General features: G+C 28.3%; 4 protein-coding genes and 1 pseudogene. 1 reads left to right on the top strand and 4 read right to left on the bottom strand.

Annotated features, from left to right (window positions below; translation table 11 throughout):
• Positions 1 to 437 (bottom strand): annotated as a pseudogene (locus tag J5E45_RS14250) (replication initiation factor domain-containing protein); the annotation flags it as partial.
• 722 nt (positions 438 to 1,159) lie between these two features.
• Between J5E45_RS14250 and J5E45_RS14245 the strand changes: the two are divergent.
• Positions 1,160 to 1,504 carry a hypothetical protein gene (locus J5E45_RS14245; RefSeq protein WP_208182384.1) on the top strand — a complete coding sequence of 115 codons (345 nt, stop codon included), beginning with the start codon at positions 1,160 to 1,162 and terminating at the stop codon, positions 1,502 to 1,504.
• Between the two features lie 75 nt (positions 1,505 to 1,579).
• Here the strand turns inward: J5E45_RS14245 and mobV are convergent, their stop codons facing one another.
• The 3 genes from mobV to J5E45_RS14230 all read right to left on the bottom strand — a co-directional run.
• Positions 1,580 to 2,848, bottom strand: a complete 1,269-nt coding sequence (mobV, locus tag J5E45_RS14240; protein ID WP_208182383.1) for a MobV family relaxase — start codon at positions 2,846 to 2,848, stop codon at positions 1,580 to 1,582.
• Between the two features lie 313 nt (positions 2,849 to 3,161).
• Positions 3,162 to 3,923: an aminoglycoside nucleotidyltransferase ANT(9) gene (gene ant(9), locus J5E45_RS14235; protein ID WP_208182380.1), complete on the bottom strand. Its 762-nt coding sequence runs from the start codon at positions 3,921 to 3,923 to the stop codon at positions 3,162 to 3,164.
• A gap of 25 nt (positions 3,924 to 3,948) precedes the next feature.
• Positions 3,949 to 4,533 (bottom strand): replication initiation factor domain-containing protein (locus J5E45_RS14230; RefSeq protein WP_208182379.1); only part of this gene is annotated, 585 nt, incomplete at its 5' end.

The raw sequence follows: 4,533 nt of genomic DNA, 5'->3' as shown, positions 1-4,533 counted from the left end.
TCAAAAGCCAAATCTAATCTTGTAAAACCGTCATCTTCCATGTAGTCGATAATGTTTTGTTTTAACCAAAGCATTTCTTCATGTGTGAGTTTATTAGGATTAAATTCAACACGCATATTACGTCTATCCCACGCATCTGCTTTTACTTTATCATATTCGATATAAACTTTTTCGTTAAGTGCTTTAGCTTTAAACTTTGTTTGAAGTATATCCCAAAGTCTTATTTGTGGCTCAATACTCATAAAATCAGACAGCTTTTTAGCATTGGCTTTGTTCAAATTCCCAACGATTGTCATAGCATCAAAACTTAATTCTGGTTGAGGGGTGGTAAAAAAATTACCACTTAACCGGCTATTAGAGTAGCCGGTTTTAGAAAAATTGTCTGAATCGTGATTTTCTAAGTGATTTGAATGATTTGTATAATTATTTTTACTCATAAAAAATCGACTCCTTAATTTAATTTAAGAAGTCGCTCACCCGAATATATATCTTGAAGAATAAACTAATATCGTTTAATATCTAGATATACAAATTAAGAACAAAAACATCAACTGTTTTTCTTTAAGGTAAGTCGCTATCACAAACTTTGGCGAGGGAGTGAGCGACTTCTTTTTATTTTGTTATTAATATAACACTATCAAAAGACTTGGTCTAATTAGATCAAGTCTTTTTTAGTACCAAAACTTATTACATAATCAAAACTTAATTCTCTTTAGATAATTTATATTGCTGGTAAGTATAATAAACTATCAATGATTGCACTACTACTTGTGAAAAAGCTAATGATACTCGAATGATTTTCTTCGTTTTCTCACTCATTTTACTCAACTCCTTTCGTTGCTTTATTCCAATTTCCTTATTGGTCGGAACCAACAATTCCATGTGATGTTAAGTTGGTACTTTCTTGGGATTAATCCCAATTCAAGTCCCACCAACTCGCTAACAAGTTAGCTATCACATTTCATTATTCCAACCAATAAGTTTTCTCGGCATAAATGCGTGTTCTTGTTATATTAAAGTGAGTAAAGAAGGAATTAGCCCATTTAACCTATTATCTAGATAGGGTTTAAAAGTTCACCTATAATTCGTTTTTATTGCAATATATGTTAATTTATATAAAGAATATATAAATTATTAATACAAAAAGGAGAGTCGAAATATGAAAAAATTAACACTATTATTATCTATTTCATTATTTTTAACATGCATAAACATAACAGGTAAAAGTGAAACTCAAGCAATCTCAAATAATCACTCGCATCAACAAAATTACTCACATAATCAAGAAGTGAAAAATCTGAGTGAATACCCAATACTTAATAAACATTTTGATGTAAATAATTATAAAACACAAACAGTCACAGATAACTCTTACAAACGCATTATTCTTTTCAAAAATAACAAAGGAAATGTAAAATTCAAGAGCATATATATAAAAAATACAGACAGATTAAAAGTTATAAGCACAAACAAAGGACTTATTTATAACGGCATTATCAAATAAAATTATCATTCAAATCCCTTAAAGTTGCATAAGCTAGTAGGTCGTTAAAATCAACGATCTACTAGCTTATACTTTCTATAATGTGAAACCGTCATCTCTATCATTTTCAAAAATAATTTCTGGCTCTTGTACTTTATGTTTTTTCTTAAAGAATAAATCATCATTGTTATCTACTGTCATAACTTCTCTCATTTTCGGACTCTCTAATCGATTATCAATATGATCTATCAATCTATGATAAACATCTTCTTTCACAACATTTTTAATTATTTTAAATACACTCTGAAATAGTCTGAATGAATCACTCAATTCTTTATCTTTCTTCTGATTTTCATCTAACAATTGGTTATAACGTTGTGCTAAATCATTAAACTCATTAACTAAATTTTCATTTTCTATTTTTGATTCCGTCAATTCATCATCTAAATCTCTATATTTTTGTTCAGCATTTTTCAATACTTGACCACTTTTAACAAATTGATAATCTTCCGAAATATCTTGAGCAGCTTTTATCTGTTTCTGAAATTCATTGAAATCTTCTTGGCTTATTACAACATTTCCAGTTTCTTGTATTTCTTTGCTAAATAAACCACCTACTTTTTCAGTTTCTTGCTCATATGGAACATTTATAGGCTTTTTAAGCGTATTTAACGATTTTTGGTACTCTTGTATCAATTTATCGTTCTTTTGCTTTATATGGTCTGTTTTTTGGCTCTCACGTTCATATTCTTGCTTATGGTATTCTGTTTTTTGTTTATACTGGCTCATTTGCTCATGTTTCGCATTCGTAACTTGTCTTGATTGACCACGCTCTAAGTCATATCCTCGTTGTTTAACATACTCATTAAATCTATCTTGAAATTCCGTTAAGGCTTTTTTATTACCTACAACCTCTTTAGCACTTAAACGACCGTCATCAGTAATCGGAACAACTCCATAATGCATATGTGGTGTTTTCTCGTCCATATGCACCGTTGCATATAATAAATTATCTTTACCGTATTCTTGTTCTAAAAACTGTTTAGCTTGTTCAAAAAAACGCTTTGTATCTTCTGATGTTTGATTATTAAAAAATTCATTGTCTGATGTAATTAACCCATCAATATGTTTAACTGCGTCTGTTCTAATTTTTCTTTTATTTGTATAATTCTGCTCTATTTTTTCCTCAATCAAGTTATTAAAGTTTTGTTTATTATCGTTTACTAAATCATAATTTAAATATGTTTTACTATGATCTATATCTTCGTTTTCATAGTTATTATTTTCTCTTTGAACATGTTTTTGAATACCTGTTGTATTTGTTCCAGATTTAACTTTTGAAACTCTAACAATCGAATATGACATATAAAAATTCCTCCTCTGCACAAAGGGTTTTCGTGTATTTAATACTTTAAGTCTAACATACTAGACTTATTTTATAATAAGTCGTTAAACCGTATGCTCTGCGAGGCTAAAACATGTTTTTGTGCCTGCACAAAAAATGGACTGAATAAATCAGTCCATAAGTTCAAAACCAAATTCAAAATCAAAACATCAGCAACCAAAAATAGTGGTTGTTAAACATAAAGATCAAAACTAAAACAACATATTCAACTACTTACTTTCTTTTTCAAAATTTAAGGAATACTGGATATTGTAAATATTACAAAAGCTATTATCATAATTTATAATTCAAATAAGCATAAAGTTTTTTAATGACACTCTTAACAGGAAAAAGTTCCCAATCAACGCTATTACCATTTTTATAACTAGAAATAGCTAAACTTATTAAATTATTTTCTTCAATTGCTAAATTTTCTATTATCATACTGCCAGCTAAATCTTTTGAATAAAACTTACCTGTTTCATAAGTTACGATCATACGACAAAGGGTTAAAATAACATTTGTTTCATCACCATAAAAATCTTTTATCAATTCTTTAGAACTTTCCTTTATAGCTTTTTGTAAATCAATAAATGGAACATCAGGAATTAAGTTATTAATATTATTTTCGCCATAAATTGATATTGAAGAAAGCTTGGCTTGATATAATAATATTGTTAAATCAATGTTATTATTCTTTTCTGGAATAAAATAATTTAAATAATCTCCTCTAAGCCATTCCCCATAGATAAACTCTTCAATAGGTGGATAAGACCAATTTTCATTTTCATGATAATTAAGCACAGTTAATTCTATATATTTTAAACTTGTATCTTCACCAATTTCTTTAGAGATAGGCATAATTTTCGAAATTAATATTCTTTTTTCTTCTTTAGTCATATCTCTATTTATTATCACTAGAAAATCAACATCACTATCTTTTTTTAAACCCCCTTTAACATAAGAACCATATAAATAGACTCCTAATAAATCTTTTGAAAACAATCGTTTCAATTCTATTAAAACATTATCAATTTGCTTATTTGGTTCCTCCATTATTGACTCCTCTCATCTTTAAATATTATTTCCAAAATCTAAATTCACGTTGCCAAAAATCAATCTGCTTTTGCAATTGTTTTTCGTTAGCTTTTAAAGTCGATTTCATTAATTCAGTTAAATCAATTGGAGATATTTCTTTAATTAATTGCTTGTATTTATATTTAGCATGCCTTTCAAGTTTTCCCCATGTGCCTTCTTCATTCAGTAACAAATAAATCATTGCTTGCTCTTTTACTTTTTCTAAACTAGACCAATCTGGTTTCAAAATATGTAAATCATTAAAACAATCGTTCCAATAATCAACCATATCTCTTTTTAATTCAATTTCTACACGCCATAAGTGTTCAGACATAACTTCAATGTCTGCATTATCCTTACGTTCTTGTTTTTTATTATAAATTCTAATAAATCTATCACTGTCACGAACACCAAAATATTTTGTTTCTGGTTTACCGTTACGACCATAAAAAATAGTTTTCTTAACTGCTTTATCAGTCATCGCATAATAATCGCTCAAATCGTCTTCAAAATCAAAAGCCAAATCTAATCTTGTAAAACCGTCATCTTCCATGTAGTCGATAATGTTTTGTTTTAACCAAAGCATTTC

Origin of the sequence: Staphylococcus shinii (assembly GCF_017583065.1) — a bacterium.
GTDB classification, from domain to species: Bacteria; Bacillota; Bacilli; order Staphylococcales; family Staphylococcaceae; genus Staphylococcus; species Staphylococcus shinii.
This window is presented reverse-complemented; position numbering and strand designations above follow the sequence as displayed.

Coding starts and splice junctions, on each gene's coding strand:
- J5E45_RS14245 (WP_208182384.1), top strand. CDS start 1,160: ATGAAAAAATTAACACTATTATTATCTATTTCATTATTTTTAACATGC.
- mobV (WP_208182383.1), bottom strand. CDS start 2,848: ATGTCATATTCGATTGTTAGAGTTTCAAAAGTTAAATCTGGAACAAAT.